18 protein-coding genes, 1 pseudogene and 1 other annotated feature are annotated in these 20,892 nt (G+C 46.7%); of the genes and pseudogenes, 6 read left to right on the forward strand and 13 right to left on the reverse strand.

The annotated features are described in order from the left end of the window. Nucleotides 1-2: 2 nt before the first annotated feature. From cmk to AR543_RS16745, 4 genes are all read right to left on the reverse strand, one after another. Entirely contained in the window at nt 3-704 is a 702-nt protein-coding gene (gene cmk, locus AR543_RS16730; RefSeq protein WP_060535576.1) for a (d)CMP kinase, read from the reverse strand. A gap of 111 nt (nt 705-815) precedes the next feature. Then, on the reverse strand, nt 816-1,463 hold the full coding sequence (locus AR543_RS16735; protein ID WP_060535577.1) for a flagellar brake protein: 648 nt from the start codon (nt 1,461-1,463) through the stop codon (nt 816-818). A gap of 269 nt (nt 1,464-1,732) precedes the next feature. Then, entirely contained in the window at nt 1,733-2,431 is a 699-nt protein-coding gene (prsW, locus tag AR543_RS16740) for a glutamic-type intramembrane protease PrsW (protein ID WP_060535578.1), read from the reverse strand. A gap of 135 nt (nt 2,432-2,566) precedes the next feature. Beyond that, on the reverse strand, nt 2,567-3,178 hold the full coding sequence (locus AR543_RS16745) for a genetic competence negative regulator (protein WP_017814377.1): 612 nt from the start codon (nt 3,176-3,178) through the stop codon (nt 2,567-2,569). A 400-nt stretch (nt 3,179-3,578) separates the two neighbouring features. Here AR543_RS16745 and AR543_RS16750 point away from each other — a divergent pair, with 400 nt between their 5' ends. Further along, nucleotides 3,579-4,487 (forward strand): polysaccharide deacetylase family protein, encoded by a 909-nt coding sequence (locus AR543_RS16750; protein ID WP_060535579.1) that lies wholly within the window; start codon nt 3,579-3,581, stop codon nt 4,485-4,487. Nucleotides 4,488-4,671: 184 nt separating this feature from the next. Here the strand turns inward: AR543_RS16750 and AR543_RS16755 are convergent, their stop codons facing one another. Both AR543_RS16755 and AR543_RS16760 read right to left on the reverse strand, forming a co-directional pair. Beyond that, nucleotides 4,672-5,088 (reverse strand): hypothetical protein, encoded by a 417-nt coding sequence (locus AR543_RS16755; protein WP_060535580.1) that lies wholly within the window; start codon nt 5,086-5,088, stop codon nt 4,672-4,674. Then, nucleotides 5,085-5,678, reverse strand: coding sequence for a CPBP family intramembrane glutamic endopeptidase (locus AR543_RS16760; RefSeq protein ID WP_060535581.1), 594 nt, complete (start codon nt 5,676-5,678; stop codon nt 5,085-5,087). The genes AR543_RS16755 and AR543_RS16760 overlap by 4 nt, the downstream gene beginning before the upstream one ends. A gap of 352 nt (nt 5,679-6,030) precedes the next feature. After that, nucleotides 6,031-6,262: a binding site (T-box leader), on the forward strand. 215 nt (nt 6,263-6,477) lie between these two features. Here AR543_RS16760 and serA point away from each other — a divergent pair. Then, nucleotides 6,478-8,070: a phosphoglycerate dehydrogenase gene (serA, locus tag AR543_RS16765; protein WP_060535582.1), complete on the forward strand. Its 1,593-nt coding sequence runs from the start codon at nt 6,478-6,480 to the stop codon at nt 8,068-8,070. Between the two features lie 128 nt (nt 8,071-8,198). On the opposite strand, the gene AR543_RS16770 is transcribed toward serA, so the two are convergent. From AR543_RS16770 to AR543_RS16780, 3 genes are all read right to left on the reverse strand, one after another. Continuing rightward, entirely contained in the window at nt 8,199-9,620 is a 1,422-nt protein-coding gene (locus AR543_RS16770; RefSeq protein WP_060535583.1) for a HAMP domain-containing sensor histidine kinase, read from the reverse strand. Then, nucleotides 9,621-10,337, reverse strand: a complete 717-nt coding sequence (locus tag AR543_RS16775; RefSeq protein ID WP_017814371.1) for a response regulator transcription factor — start codon at nt 10,335-10,337, stop codon at nt 9,621-9,623. A gap of 68 nt (nt 10,338-10,405) precedes the next feature. Beyond that, entirely contained in the window at nt 10,406-11,125 is a 720-nt protein-coding gene (locus AR543_RS16780) for a pseudouridine synthase (protein ID WP_060535584.1), read from the reverse strand. Nucleotides 11,126-11,377: 252 nt separating this feature from the next. On the opposite strand from AR543_RS16780, the gene AR543_RS16785 reads away from it, so the two are divergent. Then, complete coding sequence (locus tag AR543_RS16785; protein WP_060535585.1) at nt 11,378-11,899, forward strand: GNAT family N-acetyltransferase; 522 nt, start codon at nt 11,378-11,380, stop codon at nt 11,897-11,899. A gap of 272 nt (nt 11,900-12,171) precedes the next feature. On the opposite strand, the gene AR543_RS16790 is transcribed toward AR543_RS16785, so the two are convergent. Beyond that, nucleotides 12,172-14,781 carry a beta-mannosidase gene (locus AR543_RS16790; RefSeq protein ID WP_060535586.1) on the reverse strand — a complete coding sequence of 870 codons (2,610 nt, stop codon included), beginning with the start codon at nt 14,779-14,781 and terminating at the stop codon, nt 12,172-12,174. Between the two features lie 338 nt (nt 14,782-15,119). Between AR543_RS16790 and AR543_RS16795 the strand changes: the two genes are divergently transcribed. The 3 genes from AR543_RS16795 (at nt 15,120) to AR543_RS16805 (ending at nt 18,162) form a co-directional block, all read left to right on the forward strand. Next, nucleotides 15,120-16,058, forward strand: a complete 939-nt coding sequence (locus AR543_RS16795) for an iron-hydroxamate ABC transporter substrate-binding protein (protein ID WP_060535587.1) — start codon at nt 15,120-15,122, stop codon at nt 16,056-16,058. 80 nt (nt 16,059-16,138) lie between these two features. Then, nucleotides 16,139-17,155 carry a FecCD family ABC transporter permease gene (locus AR543_RS16800; RefSeq protein WP_060535588.1) on the forward strand — a complete coding sequence of 339 codons (1,017 nt, stop codon included), beginning with the start codon at nt 16,139-16,141 and terminating at the stop codon, nt 17,153-17,155. Next, on the forward strand, nt 17,152-18,162 hold the full coding sequence (locus AR543_RS16805; protein ID WP_060535589.1) for a FecCD family ABC transporter permease: 1,011 nt from the start codon (nt 17,152-17,154) through the stop codon (nt 18,160-18,162). The genes AR543_RS16800 and AR543_RS16805 overlap by 4 nt, the downstream gene beginning before the upstream one ends. Nucleotides 18,163-18,497: 335 nt before the next feature. On the opposite strand, the pseudogene scpB reads toward AR543_RS16805, so the two are convergent. The 3 genes and pseudogenes from scpB to ribH form a co-directional block, all read right to left on the reverse strand. After that, nucleotides 18,498-19,100: pseudogene (gene scpB, locus AR543_RS16810) on the reverse strand (SMC-Scp complex subunit ScpB); the annotation flags it as partial. Continuing rightward, complete coding sequence (locus tag AR543_RS16815) at nt 19,069-19,860, reverse strand: segregation and condensation protein A (protein WP_060535590.1); 792 nt, start codon at nt 19,858-19,860, stop codon at nt 19,069-19,071. The gene AR543_RS16815 and the pseudogene scpB, both read right to left, overlap by 32 nt. 214 nt (nt 19,861-20,074) lie before the next feature. Continuing rightward, nucleotides 20,075-20,542, reverse strand: coding sequence for a 6,7-dimethyl-8-ribityllumazine synthase (gene ribH / locus AR543_RS16820; protein WP_060535591.1), 468 nt, complete (start codon nt 20,540-20,542; stop codon nt 20,075-20,077). Nucleotides 20,543-20,892: the final 350 nt, after the last annotated feature.

Below are 20,892 nucleotides of genomic sequence, written 5' to 3' on the forward strand. Positions count from 1 at the left end.
AGTCAGACTCTCCCTGCCAGTGTAGTATGAGCCAGCGTCAGGATATGATCGGATACCTGCTCGATAGACATCGACGTTGTATCGAGCACCAGCGCATCCTCTGCACATACCAGCGGAGAGAATTCACGCTGTTCATCCAGCTGATCCCGTTCGGCAATTTCGCGTTCAAGCTGCTCCAGGGTAATTCCCTCGGAAGCATCCATCTCTGCGTATCTGCGTCTGGCACGCTCCTGCACAGTTGCAGTCATAAAGATCTTCAACTCTGCATCAGGAAGCACATGAGTACCGATATCGCGTCCATCCATCACAACGCCTTTACGCAAAGCCATTTGCCGCTGTAAAGACGCTAGCTTTACTCTCAGCCCCTCGATTTGCGCATATCGTGACACAATCCGGTTCACGGTCAGACTACGAATATCTGCAGTCACATCTTCTCCATTTGCCAGTACCTTCTGTCCCTGTTCATCAGGTATTAATTCAATCACCAGATTCTGTGCTTCTTGAAGCACTTTTTCGGCATTTTCAGGTTCAATATTTAATTGAAGCATATGCCATGTAACGGCGCGGTACATTGCTCCCGAATCGACATATACATAGCCGAGTCGCTTGGCGACCATACGTGCAATTGTACTTTTCCCTGCGCCGGCAGGTCCATCAATCGCAATGTTGATTTTCCCGTTATGTTCTGACTTTTGGCGTTCCAACCGGGAACTCCCCCTCAACCATTATACTACAACTCAATAAAAAAGCAGGCATTGCCTGCGTCAAGCAAATTATAACACAGTCCCCTAGAACATGCAAAAGCGCACAGTCACCTACAAACTGCGAAAATCAAATTGGCGTTCAAAGCAATAACGTATCAATTTCTGGCGATCCGAATCGGATATTTCGCTGTATTGCATACTGTATTGCTTTTCGCCGCCTTCGCCAGACTGCTCGCCAATCAGTGCCGCTTCGAGTGGAATATGCTCGATCGATCCGTTTTTCATATGAATAAGCAGCCAGCATTCCAATTGATCGCCTATAGTCAATTCGATATCCCGCACGTTGGTAACGGTCATTCCACCTGCGCTGATATACGTAGTAATTACTGTAGAACGCTGCTCTCCTTTTCGGATAGCTACTTCGATCTCCGAGCGAACACGCAAATATTCCGAAGCTTCTGTCTGAACAATCTGCTGATCTATCGGTTTTACAATCGGAGTTAGCCGAAGCATTTCATTGTAGCCTGCAGAACGACTGTCAAAACGATAGCGTGTTCCATCCTCACTGTCAAAAAGCACCTGCAGTTGCTCTTCTGGCTGCAACATATATTGTTCGCCTGTCTGCGGATCATGAAGTACATCCACATACAAAAAAGAATCGTCGGCTGCTTTTAGCATACACGGATAGGCAGGAGTATCTCTGGATTCCCCTGCTGTATGTATTTGAATATACAAAGTACTACCTTGCTTCCATTCCATAGATGATTCTCCTTTTATATCGTTTGGTCAATCTGATTCTTATTCTCTAAGCTTCTTAATATTGAAATTATAGCATGTGCCGGCTCACACCGATATTTCTTTCTGACGAGGTATATACAGACAAGGAATACGCAAAGATCGCATGTTATAAACCGATCCCATTTTCATAGAATCCATTGCAACTTATCCAACCCGATTTTTAATTTGCAAAAATAAAGCCTGCACACCGGTTTATCGTCCGGTTGCAGGCTTGTTATTCTGTCTGAATATTATGTGTTCATCTCTTCTTCCCTTTTGACAAAACGGAAAGGCGAGCGATTATTGGCGCGTGCAATCTTGATCATGCCGCCATACCAGAGGAACAGCATCAGAGGCACAATATACCACAGCCAATTCTGGGTAACCGTTTGTAGAATAAAGTCATATACACCATGCCAGAACAACGGCAATACCAGTGCACATACCAGAAACCAGCGCCGTTTGCGCGAAGTTGTAGTAAATTTGGCTTTACCTACATAGTATCCCATAATGACGCCAAACAATGCATGTCCTGATACCGGCAGCAAACCACGTGCCAACAGCGACATGATCGGCATTGAATTGTAGAGTGCATACAGTACATTCTCCAATGTGGCAAATCCGAGTGAAAGAGCTACCGCATAGACAATGCCATCATAGGGTTCATCAAATTCCGTATGGTTATACAAAATATGATAAATGATAAACCATTTGGCTCCCTCTTCCACACCGGCAGATATCAGAAATGAAAAAACGTATGGACTTTCTCCCAATCCAAGAACCATGGCTCGCTGAATAATCATAATCGGAAATACGATAGCTATTCCCAACAGGAAAAATTTGATCACCAGATGAAGTGGCTCGGTGTCATATTTATCCTTGAGATAGACATATACGAGCAGTGCAATACCCGGAGCTATTGCAGCCAGCAGAATTGAAAATAAAGACACCCAGATTCCCCCTCATTGATTGATAGCCTGACCACCGGTTGATGTGCCGTTATTGCAACATACGAGCTAGGAACTCCTTCCGGCCGGTTCGGACTATTCACAAGTGAAGGAAATACCTGGATGCCTTGGTTTCATTCAGTCATTGCGTTTGAAATGCTCGCAAATTACCTGAACTGCATTTTCCGGCATAACTACTTTGCCGTACTCTTCCAGCATAGCTTCGGTAACTGAAGTCGCATCTCCGAATTCAGCCAGTACAGCAATCAGGGCTGCATGCTTGGACATGTCCACTTCAGCAGGATCAAGGGTAAACACCCATTGATCTTTATAATGATACAGTCTTCCCGCTTCGGTTACGTTCTGGGATAGAGTGTGTGCCGCTTCGATCAATGTCTCGAAGTCCTTAAAGGAATAGGCGATAAAATCAGTCTCTTCCAGCGTAACTTCCATCTCGTATATCTCATCAGCCAGATCATCCTCGTTCATGGTTCCCAGATGCTGATCGTATTTACCGCGAGTTACTATCACTACCATACCCTGTGCAGGAAGCGCGAATACTTCGACCGCCAGAGGACCGGTAGCATCAAACCCAAGCTCCGTATAAGCCTGATCCATCATTTCGGTGAACAGGTCATGGACTTTTGGAATCTCCTGCCACATATCTTCTTTTTGGATCCCGCGCTCAGTGAGATCGTCAAAAGTAAGGAAAATCCGTATTTTATCTGAGCTCAGTCTTTCTATTTTCATGATAGGATCCCCCTTGAAAACATAGGTTGTGATCACGGCATAATGCGTGTCATCCATTCCCTATTCATATGGTGATAAATATAGCAATACTATATTGTCTATGTTACCATTTATTATCCTTAAATGCACGTAATAAAACGCTTTGTATATAATTATGATTGTAAGCGTTTTATTCAGATCTTTTTGATTCAGTCATCTGATTTTTGGGTTATAACGCATTTGTATGCCCAAAAAAGTATAGAATATTTATACAAGTGTTGATTTTTTATGCTTTTTAGGGATTTAATTTACATAGGTCTATTGTTGATTCAGACTGATGTATTCCGCCCGGAAAATAATTAGTCTGAAGCTGTCAGAGATCTGGTTACATAAACTACAGACAGAAAAGAGTGTGAAATGAATGTTCAAGAAAACCGCGGGATGGCTGCTGTTGTCCGTGCTGATCCTGTCTGCATGCAGCAATCAGAGCACCGCTGGCAACTCGGGCGCCAACCAAACACCTGCCACACCGGCTGCAAGCGAACAGAATGCCGGAGCCACTACTACGCCATCGACCGGAAAAGATGCTGATGCTACAGCTTCAGCAGGTACGACTGCCGGTTCAACAGATGCCAAATCCCAGGAAAGCAGCAGTACCACTGCCGAAGATTCCAAAGCCGAAGCACCTGTGAGCTATACCTATCATATGAACAAAAATTATGATATCGTGCCGAACAAGGAATCCGATAAAACGCCGAAAAAGGTCGTTCTGCTGACTTTTGACGATGGTCCAAAAGAAGCGAAAATGATCAACAGCATGATCGATACCCTCGATAAGCATAATGCGCGTGCTATTTTCTTTGTTAACGGCAGCCGCGTTAAAAGACATCCTGAGCTGCTCAAGCTCATTCATGATCGCGGAGGCGTAATCGGAAATCACACTTACGATCATATCGTTCTGAAAAACGAATCGCCTGCCAAAGTCAAACAGCAAATTGAAGACACCCAGAAAATTATCAAGGAAACGATCAATGTGACTCCGCGCTTCCTGCGCCCACCAAATGGAGCAGGCAATGATGCCGTACATGAAGTCGCTGCCAAAAACAATCTGATGTACATGAACTGGTCGGTAGGATCCCTGGACTGGGTGAATCAGAATGATCCTCAGGCAGTCATTACCAATGTTATGGATCAGCTGCATTCCGGCAGTACAATCCTGATGCATGAATTGCCATGGACCGTTGAGGCACTGGATCAGCTGCTGACCAAGCTGGAAGCCAAAGGATATACATTTGTTGATCCGGATACGATTGAACCGGAAATGCGTTAATGTTTGATACAAAAATAGGATCAAGTAATTCTGGATCATAGAATATCGCAAAAAGTAAATAAAAACGCAGATAGCGGAATGATCCGCTATCTGCGTTTTTTGCTTTTGATATTCAGGCCAGCCAGCTATTGTATTTGTGTATAGGTTGGATAAGCAGGCTATGACTGTCTCATGCTGGCACTGACTACATCATCAGGTTTTTGAATTTATCCCAGCTCAGCATAAAGCCCGAGAGCTTGAAGCCCCACCAGAGCAGCATGCCGGTCAAGACAACAAACATGAAGATGAGATAGCCATAAAAGAACTTGGCCAGCCGGATTTTGCGTGCCGGATAGATCGTGCTGCGAGGCGCGTATTCCTTTTCGCCTTCTTCCTCTTCTTCGCCCTCTACCTGTAACTGGCCATCTGCTGCCAGAGCCGGACTTACCGACTGATAAGCGGCTTGCCGTACGGTTCGCGACGAACGCTTGCTGCGGCCGCCAGGAAGCTTGATCCGTCCGCCGATCAATAGTCCTTCATCTCGGTTACTGCCAAAGCGTTCTATTCTGCTTGTATCCTTGGTATTACCATAGCGTTCCAACCTGCTTAGACGTTCGCTCATTTTTCCCTCCGCAACGAAATAATCAGACCGGATATCAGGTCAATCATAAAATGACATAAAATGGGTGCCCATAATGTACCGGATTCAATATAAATATACCCAAGAGCGTAGCTACTGACAAACACCCAGCCAGTAGGAATCCAGTGACGGAGATATCGAAAATGAATCGCCGCAAAAATAATGCTTGTCCAATAAGGTCCGAAAGCATGCTGAATCGCTCCACGGAACAATATTTCTTCGCAAATTCCTACTATCAGCGTAATAATAACAATATGCCAGATCGGCCGATTTTTGAAAATCATTTCGTTAATCCCGCCATCATCCATACTATTCTCCGGCACTACTCTCGATATAAACAGATCCGCAAGCAGCATCGCTCCGGCGAGTCCCAGTCCCCACCATACAAACTGAATACTGTCTGGCAGTTCCAGCAATGCAAAAGGGTTACGTCCCTGCAGCCAGATCCAGATCATGCCGACGAGCAATGTGAGTCCCTGGGTTAAATACAAATTGGCCAGCAGTAGCTTGTCGGTCAACTGTTCGGGCTGTACACGTTTTAATTTGAATGATCGAAACTTGCCTTTTTTCATAATCACAATCCTCTTAGTTAAGCATTGAGCCGAATGCCCGCTTTCAATTGATAAAATTCATTATACCATGATATCCTGCAAAGCAAATAATTCGCTCTTCCTGATCTATTCCCCGGTTCACTGACCATGCTGATTCAGGTTTATTTATGCATAGGCGAGACGACTTTGAAGACTGCATACCCTTGTTTACCTTAAATAATCTTGCTGGCTCACAAACAATTATACAAAAGCTGTAAAAGCAATTAATACGTATATTCCAAGGCGTTTCATCTCTAATATTCGTGTTTGATTCTAAAATACGTTATTGACATGGTATGTAACCCATGGTACATTATGAAAAAATTAAATTACATCAGCGTCTGTGAAGGAAAAAAATTGCACTCTGGTTTTCAGAGAGCCGGTGGTTGGTGCAAACCGGTAAACCGATTGTATATTTTGAGCGTTCCTGAGTCACTGTATTGAAAATGGAGTAGGTACAGTCGGGTGATTCCGTTATGAATCCGGTCAATTGATTTGACCATAAGGCTGCTTCTTGTGAGAGAACAGCGAATTAGGGTGGTACCACGACAGCTCTCGTCCCTTGACTACAATCGTAGTGTGCGGATGAGTGCTTTTTTTGTATGATTTTTACTTTTGTGCGTTAGTGCGTTTATCCGGTAATTAAATGTGGTAGATATCAACATTTGCAGCTGTCTGTCAGCATCAGTGACGGAAGCAGATGTTCATATAAATAAAAACTGCATCATCAACAAGGACGACTACAAACAAAGAATGACCAATTTGGAGGAGGAAAGAAATAATGTTTAAGGTACTGGTATCTGATCCAATTAGCGATCTGGGGATTCAACAACTGATGGATGCTTCAGACATCACGGTAGACAAAAAGACAGGACTCAGCGAAGACGAATTGACAGCTATTATCGGCGAATACGATGCACTGCTCGTACGCAGCCAGACAACGGTAACTGCCAAAATCATGGAAGCTGCAACAAATCTAAAAGTTGTCGGACGTGCCGGCGTCGGCGTCGACAATATTGATCTGGAAGCTGCTACCCAGCGCGGTATTATCGTTATCAATGCGCCGGATGGAAATACAATTACAACCTGCGAACATACTTTTGCCATGATGATGGCGCTGGCTCGTCATATTCCACAAGCCTATGCCAAAACCATTAACGGTACCTGGGACCGCAAATCTTTCCTCGGGGTCGAACTGCGCAATAAAACACTCGGCGTGCTCGGTATGGGCCGGATCGGCAGTGAAGTCGCCAAGCGTGCCAAAGCTTTCGGTATGGACATTCTCGGCTATGATCCGTTCCTCACTCAGGAGCGCGCCGACAAAATGGGCGTCAAGCTGGCCAGCGTGGATGATATTCTCAAAAACGCAGACTTTATGACAGTGCATACGCCGCTTACACCGGAAACCAAGCATATGATCTCTACTCCACAATTCCAGATCATGAAAAAAGGCATGCGGATCGTCAACTGTGCACGCGGTGGAGTAGTAGATGAACTCGCACTCGTAGCAGCGATTGATGAAGGTATTGTAGCCGGAGCCGCTTTTGACGTATTCGAAAGCGAGCCGCCGCAAGCAGATCATCCTTTCCTGAATCATCCGAATATTATCGTTACGCCTCACCTGGGTGCATCCACTGTGGAAGCGCAGGAGAATGTAGCGATCGACGTATCCGAGCAGGTTCTGCATATTTTGCGGGATGAGCCTTTCAAAAATGCGGTTAACATGCCTCCTGTTGCTGCAAGCGTGATGAACAAGCTGCAGCCGTACTTTGGACTTGGCGAGAAGCTGGGCAGCTTTGCCGCTCAAATCTCTGTACAGGCGATCCAGGAAATCCGTATCGACTATGCAGGCGATCTGTCCGAAGTGGATACCCAGCCGCTGACCCGTTATATTCTGAAAGGGATTCTGTCGCGTCATCTGGGTTCGGAAGCGAATATCGTCAACTCGCTTCACCTGGCCAAAGTGCGTGATCTGAATGTGATCGTCACCAGCGCACCTTCCACCAAAGGCTTTACCAACCTTATCACCGTAAGCCTCAAAGGCCAGGATGGCAGTGAGCAGCGTATATCCGGTACCCTGCTGAGCGGTTATGGCGAGCGTATCGTCCGTATCAATGATTATTCGGTAGACGTACTGCCTGCCGGTCACCAGATTCTCGTATCGCATACCGATAAGCCAGGCATTATCGGTAATGTCGGCTCCCTGCTTGGTCAAAAAGATGTCAATATCGCCTCCATGCAGGTTGGACGGAAAATTGAAGGCGGCGAAGCGATCATGATTCTGACTGTAGACAAAGATGTGCCGAAGCAGGTACTGGTCGAGTTGACGAATTTGCCCAACCTGAAAACAGCGCAGGAAGTTGTACTGGCTTAACCAATTACTCCAAAATTATTTATTTCCCGAAATATAATACATGTAGACATACGAAAAAGCTCCTGCACCGAATAATCGGCAGGAGCTTTTTCATGATGAATTTTAGATAATACCCAGTTAGACGTTATTTACTCCCGAACTTCACGATGTACAGGCAGCGTCAGGGTGAACACTGTACCTTTACCTACCTGACTGTCCGCAGCAATCGTACCCTGATGAGCTTCTATAATATTGCGTACAATGGCGAGACCGAGACCGGTACCACCTGATTCTCCCCGAACTCTTGCCTTATCCGCTTTGTAGAAGCGTTCAAAAATAAACGGCAGATCCTCCAGTGGAATCCCTGCTCCCGTATCCTGGAATGACACCTTGATCTGATTGCCTTCCAGCGCTGCGGTGACGGTAATCGTTCCTCCCGCCTGTGTATGACGGAACGCATTGTCCAGCAGATTGGTAAATACCTGCTCCAGTCGATCCGCATCCGCCTCCAGCAACAATGGTGCCTCGCTGCGGATAAACTTGAGGTCCAGCTCGCGCTCCTTGGCACGTACAGAGAATTTGCGGTACACCCGGTCCATCAATTCATTCAGATTCATCTGGCCGAAATTCATGTCCGTATGTCCTGCCTCCATCCGTGACAGATCAAGCAGGTCCTGTACAAGCCTGCTCATGCGCAGCGACTCATCATAGATAACCTGCACCAGTTCATTGCTTTCTTCCGGTGAGGATGCCATGCCATCCAGCAGTGCTTCACTGTAACCCTGAATCATTTGCAGCGGCGTACGAATCTCGTGGGAGACGTTGGCGACAAAATCGCGCCGCATTTTCTCTGCTTTGACTTCTTCAGTCACATCGCGCAGCACAGATACGGTACCACGAACATCTTCGCCCGAATAAAGAGGCGTCATATTCACTGCCCATACCTGCTGCTTGACATGGATATTGGAGCTCTGATCCTGACGTTCGCGGATAACACGCTCAAACATGGGATACAGCGGCTCCGGCACTTTGGAAGCTGCTGCGCCGCTGCCATCCTGCTGACCTTCCCAGCCGGCTTTATGCCAGCTGTCCATGATCATCTCGCCAAGCGGATTATGCAGGATCATATTGCCTTGCTTGTCAAAGGTAATCACACCATCACCCATGCTTCGCAGTACGCTCGCCATCTGTTCCTTTTCCAGCTGCAGATTCTGGATATTTTTTTCCAGTTCTTCGGCCATATGGTTAAAAGCGCTTGCCAGCTGACCAATCTCGTCACCGGTACGCAGTGCCAGGCGAGTATTGTACTTTCCTTTACGGATGCCATCTGTCGCCTGGATCAGCTGCTGCATCGGCTGTGTAATTTTGGTGAGCAAAAACAGCGCAAAAAACGTAGTCAGCGCAAAACCGATAATGGATACATACGTAAACAGCCTTTTGATCGCGTCTGAATTGGTAAAGTTGGTATCAATATAAGGCAGTAAAAACAACCCCAGCGTCAGTAGCACACAGGCTACCAATCCGCTGATCGTCAGCCACAATTTACCGACAAGCGTTCTCCAGAAGTCCACTTATTTAGGCACCTCTAACTTGTAGCCTACCCCCCACACCGTCGTGATCATCGCGGCAGAATCAGGAGAGACCTTATTCAGTTTTTCACGCAAGCGCTTTACATGGGTATCGACGGTACGCAGATCGCCGAAAAACTCATAGTTCCATACATCCTTGAGCAGCTCTTCTCGTGAAAATACTTTGTCCGGAGACGTGGCGAGGAAATGAAGCAGCTCGTATTCTTTGGGTGTCAGGCTGATCTCATGACCGCTGGCCGTTACCCGGTGGGCATCATGCTCAATGATCAGGTTCGGGAAAACAATATTGTTGCTTGAATTGTTCTCCTGGGAAAGATAGGCTGTCGCTGATGAACGGCGCATGATCGCTTTGACCCGGTAGATAACTTCACGCGGACTAAACGGCTTGACCACATAATCATCTGCTCCTACTTCAAAGCCCTGTACACGGTTCACTTCTTCGCCTTTGGCTGTCAGCATCAACACCGGTGTGGACTTGGATTGACGCAGACGGTTACAGACTTCTATTCCGTCGATTCCCGGCAGCATCAGATCCAGCATAATCAGACCGTAGTCATCCGCCAGAGCTTTCCGCAGCGCAGTTTCTCCATCTTCGGCTTCTTCGATTTCATAACCTTCTTTTTCCAGATACATGCGCAGCAGACGGCGAATACGTTCTTCGTCATCCACTACGAGAATACGGTTCAATTGTTCACTCATTTTCTAAAGCCCCCCAGCTGTGCGACGGAATATCGAAATCAACGATTTCTGTAGTATTGTGGTGCTACTTATTTGGAGCCTTTTTGCAGGGCATCGAGCTCCTGTTTGCTGAGCGGACGGTGCAGGCCTCGTTTAAGATTGCCAATCAGCAGTTCGCCAAAAGCGATCCGTTTCAGACGGATAACTTTATGCGAGAGCGCATCAAACATACGACGGATCTGGCGGTTCTTGCCTTCGTAGATCGTGACACGAATCGTCGCCTGTTTTTTGTCTGTATCGATATCGTAATATTCAGCCTCTGCAGGCTGGGTCATACCATCTTCCAATTGGATACCACGACGGAATTTCTCCAGGGAATCACCATGCGGCACCCCTTCTACCGTAACCAGATAGGTTTTGGGTACATGATGCTTGGGATGGGTCAATCTGTTAGCCAGTTCACCATCGTTGGTCAGTATCAGCAATCCTTCGGAGTCATAATCCAGACGTCCAACCGGGAATACACGCTCATTAACGCCTTTGAGATAGTCCTGCACCGTTTTCCGTCCTTCCGGATCGGTTACACTCGTGATGACTCCTTTTGGCTTATTAAACATATAGTATACTTTTTTCTCAGCTGCGATGGATCGTCCATTCACTGTGATTTCATCGACAGTCGGATCAGCTTTGGTTCCCAACTCAGTGACTACCTCACCATTGACGGTTACTTTTCCCGCCAGAATCAGTTCTTCACTTTTACGGCGTGAAGCTATACCTGCTTGAGCCAATATTTTCTGCAATCGTTCCATAATAGTCATTTCACCTCATGTTAATGATACTCATATGCGAACAAAATCACAAGATAAAGCATAAAGTTAGCCTGTTTTCAGCCTGTATTTTGATGCTTGATCCTATTTATACGGCTGTTTTTTCAAATAGGATTTAGCAGGAACAACTTTTCACAGAAAGCATTTTCATTCTATGTATAATAAAGGAAGATACTCACGGGCAAAACAGAATATAGGTTATGCCTGAAAACTATCAAAACTGGAGGAATTATATTGATTCAGCAAATGGATAATGCCAATAAACACGACTATAACCGATCCAATGAAGGATTTACGGTAATTGGACGTTTGATTCCACAATATGAAAATGATTGCTGGAGTTATACAGAGGAATTGTACGACAAACCTTATCCAAAAGAATACGAAGATGAGAATATTGATGATAGCTATATAAACAATACGCACAAAGCGGTTTTTTTCTATTATAGTGATCATCATTGCGTAGGACAGATCCGGCTAAGAGTCTCGTGGAACGGATATGCTTTTATAGAAGACCTCGGTATATGTCAAAGCTGGCGACAAAAAGGGATCGGCAGTCTGCTGCTTGACCAAGCTATAGAATGGGCCAGACAAAATAAGCTGATCGGTCTTGCACTGGAAACGCAGGACGTGAATCTGTCCGCTTGCCGTTTTTATGCCAGAAAAGGATTTGTTATTGGCGGTATCGATACGATGTTGTATTCCAAATTCTCGACTGCGCACGAAAAGGCAATTTTCTGGTATTATATGCTGTAATCATAGTGAAACGGTATAGATATTATGATGAGATCTGATCGTACAAAAAGCCTACATAATTTATATATTTTATTGGTGACAACAAATTTTCAACCGGCAAAACCAAAATCCCCACCTGCTGTTTTGGCAGAATGGGGATTTTTACTATGGCTATTCAGAACTGTTGCATATCCAATTAGTGCAAACTGCAAACTGCAAACTGCAAACTGCAAACTGCAAACTGCAAAAAAATTCTACTCGTTATGATGCGAAAATACAAATTTATATTCTATTTATTTGATATAGTCTGCCATCGAGGTTACCTGTAATCCTTCGGCACGGGATGGAATCATGGCTGCAGCAGACAGACCGTACTGTGGCTGTGACAGATGCGCATCCTTTATTTCATTCAACTGGCAGAAGTGAACACGATACGTCTGTCCCGGCAGCATATCGAAGAAGTTATCGCTGAATTCTCCGGCATTATCAGCAGACAGCCATACCTGGCGAGCGAGCTCGTCTGTTGTCAGCTCGATTACGGTGATACCGTTCTCTTCCTTTTGTGTCACTGTAATATTCGGCTGGTTTAACGCTATGTCTTTGTAGGATACAAAGTAGCTTAGCTGGGAATCGATGATGACACCATCATGCTCCAGCTCTACCAGCAGCACTGCCTGATGCGGATCTACACCATCCAGCAGATGATCTTTTGACAGGGACATCAGCTTCAGGCACTCATTGCCTGCCAGACTGAATGATTGCGGAATTTCTTTGTACAATCCGCCATCGGTACCCAGCACTTTGACACGGATCGTCAAGGCAGCCGGTGCCAGCACATCGGAAATTGCATAAATATCAAATTGCTCTTTATTCGAACTGTCTACGGATACCGCAATATCACGGAAGCTGCGCTTGGCATAATAATGCAGTGCTTTCCAGCGGCCAAAGTAATCCATGCCTGCCCAGGAAGCTACCGGCCAGCAGTCATTCATCTGCCAGTACAACGTACCCATGCAGTAAGGCTTGTTGCGACGATGCGCTTCAATCGCCATCTGCATCGCTTCTGCCTGAAGTACCTGACTCATATACAGGAAGGATGGAAAGTCTTTGGGCTCTGGCAAATATTTGTCCATATATTCCTTGATCAGTCGGTTACCCGAGCCATTCTTTTGGTGACGAAGCATGACTTCGGATTCCAGCTCCATATCCGCTTCTTCAGCATACGTACGCACCGAACGATACTCCGGGAAAGACTGGAATCCATACTCACTCATAAATCGCCCTACATATTCGTTATATCGCTCAAATGGCTCACTGCCATGCCATACGCCCCAATAGTGAATATCTCCACTGTCGGTCAGTCCTTGTGTATGCTGTTCCACCGTATCGGTCATATCGACCATTGGAGAAGAAGCCCAGTAATCAATGCCAGGTGATTCGCTGGCTACTACATCAGGCAGCAGCTCGTGGAATACAGCCTTGTAGTCATTCCAGATCTGCTCGCGCTGCTCTGCCGTATAGTTCTTTTTCCAGCCCCAGCCGCCGTCTTCAATATAATGCGCCCATGCGGAATCCATTTCATTATTACCGCACCAGAGAACGACCGACGGATGATTGCGCAGACGACGTACATTTTCTTCGGCTTCCGCCTGTACACTGTCGAGGAATTCTTCATCCCCCGGATACATACTGCAGGCGAACATAAAGTCCTGCCAGACCATAATACCGTATTCGTCACACAGCTCATAAAACTCATTATTTTCGTAAATACCGCCACCCCACACACGCAGCATATTCATATTCGCTTCGGCAGCAGATACGATCTCATGACGATATCTCTCATAAGTCACTCTTGGCAGGAAGCTGTCATTGGGAATATGATTGGCTCCCTTGGCAAATACAGGTACACCGTTCAGCTCGAAGTAGAACGACGTTCCCGGAGAATCGCCCTGCTTTTCTCGAACCAGACGCACAGAGCGAATACCTGTGCGCACACTCTGCTCTGCGAACGTTTTCTGCTGATCGACCGCTTCTGTCACCGATATTGTAAACGTATACAAATGTGCTTCACCAAGTCCTCTGGACCACCATAATTTGGGGTTCTCCAATGTCAAAGGAATCTCGATCGTATCGGTTCCTTCCTGCAGCGTCACCTGCTGCTCCCAATTCTGGTCTTCAGTCCGGATATGCACATTGCCTTTGCGTTTCTGCTCGGAATAGATCTGGATCACGGCTGTTAGTTCGGCAGATTCGGCAGTTACATGATTTTGACGAATATACACGTCTTCGATTCGCACTTCTGACCAGGCGACCAGTTCGGCTTCACGCCAGATACCGCTTGTTACAAAGCGCGGACCCCAGTCCCAGCCATAATGATACGGAGCTTTGCGGGCAAAAATACTGACACGCTGCTCTCCCAGTTCCCCTACATCGGATTGGTCATTGCTGGCCGGCAATGCATAGCCCAACGCTTCCAGCTTTGGCAGATCTTCGTTAATCGGGGAGCGGAAATAAATACGTATCGTGTTCTCGCCTGCTTTGGCATAGCCTTTGACATCGGCTCTCCAGGTACGGAACATATTATCTGCGGACAACACCAGTTGATCATTCATATAGACATCCGCATAGGTATCCAAACCGTGGAACACCAGCTCCAAATGTGAATGCTGCAAAATCGCTTCATCCACCTGAATAGTTGTTATGTATTCCCAATCCTTTTTATCGATCCACTGTACATCTTTTTCATTCGTACCATAGAATGGATCGGGAATTTTATTATGTGCCAGCAGATCGGTATGCACCGTCCCTGGTACCTCGGCAGACAACCACTCATTCTCATCAGCTGCTTTGAACTGCCAGTCTTGCAGAGTAAGGCGATAAGGCGTGATTTGCAGATTGCTCATCGTTCAATTCATCCTTTCGATATTGGGTTATGCCTACACCTTACTACGACTAATAGCAAGAAGCAAATCTATATTGGTGTATAAAAGAGGACTATATTTATTGCGTAAACAAAGTCTTACAGACAACCATCAATTTACCCTTTGTTTGCAGCTGTTTTTCTATAGCCTGGACACTAAAAACAAATAAAAAACCGTTGCTCTTATCCAGTCTTATATTTCAGGACATGCACAATATTTTGCCAAAACGGATATTGACAAATATACTTTATCCCCTTAAAGTTTTATTGTTATATGATAATGATTATCAATTTCATTCTATTAAAAAGGGGAATTTCAGTATGAAAAAATGGTTACTGCCATTATTAATGGTATTCGTTCTAATCCTGGCTGCCTGCGGCAATCAGCAAAGCAGTGCACCTGCAGATAGTGCAGCGGCTTCACAAAACAGCAGTTCAAGCGACAATGCCACAACGATTACATATCAATCCGAGACCGGTCCGATTGAAGTTCCTGCCCATCCACAGCGTGTTATCGCTCTGGACGGTTATGCCGGTAATGTAATGAAATTCGGTGTTCCACTCGTGGGCGTCGATTCCTGGACAATGGCCAGCCCCAACTTCAAATCCTATCTGGATGGAGTAACCGAAGTATCGGCAGACAATCTGGAAAAGATTATCGAGCTCAAGCCCGATCTGATCATTGCCGGCAATACGGTGAAAAATGCGGACAAGCTAAAACAAATCGCTCCACTCGTTACGTATACCTATAACAAGGTAGATTACCTAACCCAGGTCGAAGAGGTAGCCAAAGCGATCAATAAAGCAGACGAAGGTGCAGCATGGGTAGCCGATTTTAAAAAACGTGCTGCCAAAGCAGGCTCCGAAATCAAAGCCAAAATCGGTGATGATGCTTCTGTAACTGTCATGGAAGGCGACTCCAAGCAGCTCTATGTTTTCGGAGATGCGTGGGGACGGGGTACCGAAATCATTTACCAGGCAATGGGATTGAAAATGCCGGAGAAAGTCAAAGCGATGACTTCCAAAGATGGTTATTATGATCTGTCTCTGGAAGTGCTGCCGGATTATCTGGGCGATTATGTAATCTACAGTAAAGATCCAAGCGTAGATGCTTCGTTCCAGAATACGGACACTTACAAAAATATTCCGGCTGTCAAAAACAAGCATGTATATGAAGCGGATGCACGCGGATTTTATTTCAATGATGCTGTAACACTGGATTACCAGCTGGACTTTATTACCAAGTCACTGCTTGGCTAGTCCTACATTCAGAATATTCACCAAAAAGGAGCGCCTGGCGTTCCTTTTTTTCTAAATTAAATGAAGGAAATGATGGGGCTATGAAACATTCAAATTCCAAAACAGGTCTACGTACTTTTCCGGTTCAGCTGCTTCTGAGCCTGATCGTACTTGTTGTTGTATTTGTGACTGCGATTATGGTTGGCGCCAAAAATATCTCCCTGCTGGATATACGTGATGCGATTTTCCGACCGGAAGTTTCTGGTGGAGATATTTCCATTATTCGCGAATTGCGGCTGCCTCGTGAATTGGCCGGTATTCTGGTTGGCGCAGCACTGGCAGTTGCCGGAGCAATTATGCAGGGGCTGACCCGTAATCCGCTGGCTGATCCGGGACTGCTGGGCTTGAGTGCAGGCGCGAGTGCAGCACTGGCGGTTGTGTTTGCCTTTTTCCCGGGAATTGGTTATATGGGCACCATGGTCGCCTGCTTTGTCGGGGCGGCCGTCGGTGTGCTGCTGGTTTTTGGAATCGCGGCGCTGCGCAAGCGTAATATGTCGCCACTGCGCATGGTACTTGCCGGTGCGGCAGTATCGGCGTTATTGACTGCAGTAGCAGAAGGAATCAGTCTGATATTCAAAATTTCGAAAAGTGTATCCATGTGGACATCTGGGGGATTAATTGGTACGACCTGGGCGCAGATTCAGATGATCACACCTGTTATCATAATTTGTCTGATCATAGCCATGATTCTGTCGCGTCAACTGACAATTCTCAGTCTTAGCGAAAGCACAGCGATAGGTCTCGGACTGAAAACAAGCCGGATCAAAATTATCATGTTCGTATTGATTACCCTGTTGGCAGGTGCAGGAGTAGCGCTGGTCGGCAATCTGGCTTTTGTCGGGCTGATGATTCCGCATTTTGTACGAATGTTCTCCGGAACCGATTACCGGACTATTCTGCCATTATCCGCTGTACTCGGTGGAGCTTTTATGGTTTTTGCGGATACACTGGCACGAATGATCAATGCTCCATTCGAGACGCCTATTGCTGCTATTATTGCGATCATTGGTCTTCCCTTTTTCCTGCTGATCGTACGTAAAGGAGTACGATCCCTATGATCAAGACTATACAATCCCGTCGTCAGCAGCAGCTGGTTCTGCTCGTTTTGACTCTGTTGACGCTAGCGACTATTATTGCTGCACTCGGCATAGGCGGCTCTTCTGTCTCATTCAGCCGAATTATTCCGACACTGCTCGGTCAGGGTTCATTTGTAGATGAATTTGTTATTTTTTCTATCCGTTTGCCGCGCATGATAGTTACCCTGCTGGCCGGCATGGCACTCGCCCTGGCAGGTGCAGTCCTGCAGGGGGTTACGCGCAATGAACTGGCTGATCCAGGTATTATCGGAATCAATGCCGGAGCCGGTGTGGGCGTAACCGTCTTCTTTTTATTTGCTCCACTGGAAGTAGGCAGCTTTGTCTATGTGCTTCCTGTTGTTGCTTTTGCCGCCGCCCTACTAACTGCAGTATTGATCTACTGGTTCTCCTACAGCCGTGCCGAAGGGCTGCAGCCGATTAAACTGATTATTACAGGCGTCGGATTCTCGCTGGCCTTGTCCGGCGTGATGATTGTATTGATCTCGTCAGTAGATCGGGTAAAAGTAGACTTTATCTCCAGATGGCTGGCCGGTAATGTCTGGGGAACAGATTGGCCTTTTGTACTGGCACTGCTGCCATGGCTAATTCTATTGATTCCATTTGTATTGTACAAATGCCGGTCGCTCAATCTGCTGGCACTTAATGAAGAGACGGCTGTAGGGGCAGGAGTACCTATTCAGCGTGACCGGATTCTGCTTATGCTCGCTGCCGTAGCGCTGGCAGCTTCAGCAGTATCGGTCACCGGAGGGATTGCTTTTATCGGATTAATGGCTCCTCATATTGCCAGAGCGCTTGTTGGCCCGCGGCACCAGCTGTTTGTGCCGGTATCGATTCTGATTGGCGGCTGGCTGCTGCTATTGGCCGATCTGATTGGACGCAATCTTGCTGATCCGGATGGTTTGCCCGCTGGAATTGTGGTGGCTTTTATCGGGGCTCCGTATTTTCTGTATTTGTTATTAAAAAAATAATATTCCCAGGTAGCTGGACAAAAAAGCAGGTTAACCGGTGTATGCGCGGTTAACCTGCTTTTTGATGTTATTCTCATTGATAAGGGTCACTATTTTCCCGCAATTCCAGTGATGGATTTGATGTCCGGTTACGTATTTTTGTGATCATTATCGTGCTGGGAGTCTGCTTCGCTGCTGCTGTACTGGCTGTCCGGAGCAGCAGACTGAGCAGTTGAGTCGGTCTCATCCTGCATAGGGGGATGGATAGCCGGCTCGTCTGTATCCGGTTGCTGGAATGCAGCTTCTGCATGATCCAGTGCCTCTTCAGCAGCCTCGATCAATTCCTCGCCCAACTCTTCCAGGGCAGGAATATCTTCATTATAGGTCTGTTCTTCCAGGCGATTGAACAGCAGCTGGGTCTCCTCTTCCAGATCGCCCTCATCCTCGAACAGAGCTGCATCCGGCAGCTCACGTAATCCGCTGAGACCAAAATAATCCAAAAAGGCTTTGGTCGTTCCATACAGGATCGGACGTCCAATCGCTTCTGCACGACCCACTTCCTGAATCAGATCCTTGTTGACCAATGTATAAATAGGTCGCTCCGATTTGACACCGCGAATCTCTTCAATCTCCACTCTGGTAATCGGCTGGCGATATGCGACAATCGAGAGCGTCTCCAGCGCAGCCTGGGACAAGGAAGAGCGATTGGGCGATTCCGCCAGCTTTTCATAATAAGAGGCATGAGCAGGCAGGGTGGACAGCTGATAGCTGCCAGCGATATGAATAATCTGAATACCGCGACGGGCTTTTTTGAGATCCGCCTGCAGCTCATCAATTGCGATCTGTACCGTTTGTACCGTCTGATCGGTTACTTCGGCGATCTGCTTGACATTCAGTCCCTCTTCACCTGCGAGGAACAGCATGCCTTCAATAACTGCTTTCAACTTCTGGGACTTCATTAATGCTTATTTCTCCTCTCCACTCCATCACAATGTCATCAAAGAGCTGGCTCTGATAACAGGCAATCTGCTTCATTTTCATCATTTCCAGTATAGCCAAAAAGGTCACAACGATCTCATGGCGATACATTTCCTGATCCAGCAGTTTGGAGAATAACAGGTTCTCTCCTTTTTCCAGCGCCAAAAAGCGGCTCGCCACCTGACGAATCCGGTCCTTGACCGAAATCTCGTCTCGCTGGATGCGGGTAATCTGTGTTCTCCGGCTCGCTCTGCGCAAGGCCTTGCGGAATGCTTCCACCAGGTCCATTGTATGCAGTCCTTCTACCGGATTGTAATTGACTTTGGCGGTAAATGCCTTAAGGTCTTCGGGTTCCTTGGTAAAAATAAGACTCCGCTCTTCCTCGCGCTCGCGCAGGTGTCCGGCAATACCCTTGTACTTGCGGTACTCGACGAGCTTGCGTACCAGCTCTGCACGCGGGTCCAGATCTTCTTCCTCATAATAATCAAAATCATCCATCTCCATGACCGGCGGCCTTGGCAGCAGCAGCTTGCTCTTGATCGACAGTAGCGTCGCCGCCATCACGAGAAATTCGCTCGTTACTTCAAGCTCAAGCTCCTTCATACTATGAAGATACTCCAGATACTGTTCCGTGATTTCACTGATCGGAATGTTCTGGATGTCAATTTCCGATTCGTCAATTAGATGAAGCAGCAAATCGAGCGGCCCTTCAAACGTTTCCAGTTTGTACAGTACAGTCACAGGCACACTCCTTTAATGGGATTCATTCGATACGCTATTATCCATATGCCTATTCCTTCTTCATGAAAAGGCATAGACAGCAGCATCGACAAGCTTAACATACAAACCTTATTTTATCCTTAATGTATGGCTATGACTATACATATTCAGCAAAAAAGAGGCCTAATCCTTTTCAGGATAGCCTCTTTTCGCAAAAATCGCTACTATTCAGTAATTATTTGAGCTGTTTGGACAAATTCGCCATTTCAATCGCCGCATTGGCGGAATCCCAGCCTTTGTTGCCCGCTTTGGTACCGGCACGCTCGATCGCCTGCTCAATGTTCTCGGTAGTTACAACACCGAAGATCACCGGTACGCCCGTTTTCAGATTGATCGCGGATACGCCTTTGGCGACTTCGTTGCAGACATAGTCATAATGAGAAGTAGATCCGCGAATAACAGTGCCCAGGGTGATAACTGCATCGTATTTGCCGGATTCGGCCATTTTCAGGGCAATCAGCGGAATTTCAAAAGCGCCAGGTACCCATGCGACATCTACATTGTCCTGTGGCGTGCCGTGACGCTGCAGAGCATCCAGCGCACCGCTGAGCAGCTTGCTGGTGATGAACTCGTTAAAACGGGCAACAACGATACCGAATTTCAGATCCTGTGATACTAAATGTCCTTCAAAAATGTTAGCCATGGTTAAATTCCTCATTTCGATTGGGGTTAGTGGGAGAACAGCCCGTGCTCTGTGATGGGGCCGCTCGGGGAAAGGATGCTCCGCCGGCCTCCGGTTAAGAATGGATATCTGGAAAGACTGCTCCGCAGTCGATATCCATTCTTAAATGTCGGCCTTGTGGATCATTCCTTTCCCCTCGCTCCGTGCATCTGAGTTACTTGCATATCTCCCGAAAAAAAGGGTAGGGCCGGTAGAGTGGCAAGGGCGCTGCGCTGCTTGCCGGGGTTTAGCTGGTATTGATAGGTTGGGAGACAGAGTTAATTGGTTTTGTGATGATGGTGTGAATTTGGTCTTGTTATAGTGATTTGGTA

The organism is Paenibacillus bovis, assembly GCF_001421015.2.
In the GTDB taxonomy this organism is placed as follows: domain Bacteria; phylum Bacillota; class Bacilli; order Paenibacillales; family Paenibacillaceae; genus Saccharibacillus; species Saccharibacillus bovis.